Source organism: Luedemannella flava, from assembly GCF_039528515.1.
Lineage (GTDB): Bacteria > Actinomycetota > Actinomycetes > Mycobacteriales > Micromonosporaceae > Luedemannella > Luedemannella flava.
Map to the genome: position 1 here is coordinate 1 of NZ_BAAALT010000345.1, position 1,893 is coordinate 1,893.

Sequence of the window (1,893 nt, forward strand, 5' to 3'; positions counted from 1 at the left end):
CGGCGGCCGGCTCGTCGGGCTGGTCGGCGGGCCGCGCGCGCTCGCGCATGGCCTCGGCGAGCTCCTTGAGCGCGTCGGAGACCTTCGCGAACGTGGCCGACAGCGCCTCGACGAACAACCGGCCGGTCTCCTTCACGTCGTTGCGCACGGCGTCGTCGCGCACGGCGTTGCCGCTCGCCTCGAACGCGTCGCCGACCGCGTTGCGCACCTTCTGCAGGACGTCCTGCGCCTCCTCAGCGCGGCCGCCCGACTGCTCGAAGTGCAGCTTCACCTTCTGCGCCAGCGCCTCCATCTGCGCGCCGACCTCGGACCACCGCTCCGACTGCTCGCTCATGTTCAGACCTCCCGTTGTCACCTTCCAGTGTGGGTCGCGCCCGCCACCGTGCCGGCGATAGCGGCCAGGAATTTCAGGACCAGCGGCCAGGAGTCGCGTCGCGCGGCCTCGTCCGCAGCCCGGGTGCCGCCCATCTCCAGGATCTCCTGGGTCACCGGGTGGACCATCCGGACGCCGGACGGCAGGTAGGGGAGGGTGCCGACGCCATGGCCGGCCTCGGGGTAGGTCAACAGGTGGTGGGCGAGGGCGCCGGGCACCGCGTCGAGACGTCGCATGATCTCTCGCGCGGCGGGGTCGGAGTACCAGACCCTGTCGCGGCTACCGGCGATGGCCAGGACCGGGCCGGCGACCCGGTCGACGGGAATGTCGGTCCCCTCCTTGAGCGGCTTGCCGCCCCTGGTCCACGCGTCGCCTCCGGCAGGGAAGCTCGACTCGACCTTGTCATTCGGGGCGTACAGGACCGTGCCGCGGATGAGGTCAGGATGGTCGTTGGCGAGCAGCAGCGCCGCCTCGCTGCCGCGCGAATAGCCGGAGACCACGACGGCGCCCCGGTCGACCTGCGGCTGCGCGGCCAGCAGGCGCGCCGCCGTCGCGAAGTATTCCAGGGGGATGTCGCGCAACGTCGCCGGCAGGCCCGGCAGCCCGAAGTAGGCGAGGGTCAGCGTCGGGTGCCCGTGCGAGGCGAGCAGCGCCGCCTCGAATACGTTGCCCATGCCGCCGCCGGACCCGCCGAAGGTGAGGTAACCGGGCCGCCGGACCGCACCGGCAGGGGGCAGGTACAGCTCGCCGACCACCCCGTCCGTGCCGAGGCTCAGCGTCCGGCGCGTCACCCCGGCAGCCATCCATTCGCGCGTCAGCGTCCGGGCGGCCACCTCCCGGCCGGCCACCGTGACCGACAGCCCGACCTCGAACGAGCCGGCCTCCGCCGGCAGACGGGGAGAGAACCAGGTGGCATCCGGATCGCCGGTCGGTGGACGCATCGACCAGAACAGGCCCATGCCGTCCGCGTCCTGGTAGGAGCCGGACACCGGCCAGGCCCGCTCCAGATCGACGACACCGCTGTCGTCCGCCGTGAAGGTCGCCTCACCGCGCCAGACCGCGCCCTGGTAGTCAGTGGCCCGGGAACCGACGGTGACGGTCCCACCGGGGCGCAAACCCGTCACCCGGATGTGGACCGCCTGGTCGGCCAGCGCGACGGGGGTGTCCACCTCGATCGTGGCCGTCGTGTCCTGAGTGGAGCAGCCGGCGAGCCCGACAACCAGGGCGACGGCGAGCAGGCCGACGCGATCGCGTACCAGCATGGATTCCCCCGATTCGATGCCTACCCCGAGGCTACTGCGAACCGGCAAGCCGCTTCCCGCCACGCGGTCAACGTGCGGGCGGCGGCACCCGAGTCGACGGCGTCGGCGCAGCGTACGAGGGCTTTGTCCAACTCCTCGATCGGTGCCGAGGTCGCCGGCGTCGCGGCGACCACCGCGGCGGCCGCGTTGAGCAGCACCGCGTCGCGCACCGGGCCGCGTTCGCCCGCGAGCAGGGCGTGGACGACGCGCGCGTTGGCC

The 1,893-nt window shown here is 72.9% G+C and carries 2 protein-coding genes and 1 pseudogene; all 3 read right to left on the reverse strand.

What is annotated here, in order from left to right:
- On the reverse strand, positions 1-334 hold a 334-nt coding region (locus ABD211_RS33170), incomplete at its 3' end, for a hypothetical protein (RefSeq protein ID WP_344140494.1).
- Positions 335-351: 17 nt separating this feature from the next.
- Complete coding sequence (locus ABD211_RS33175) at positions 352-1,635, reverse strand: acyl-CoA thioesterase/bile acid-CoA:amino acid N-acyltransferase family protein (protein WP_344140496.1); 1,284 nt, start codon at positions 1,633-1,635, stop codon at positions 352-354.
- 20 nt (positions 1,636-1,655) lie between these two features.
- Positions 1,656-1,893, reverse strand: a pseudogene (locus ABD211_RS33180) (hypothetical protein); the annotation flags it as partial.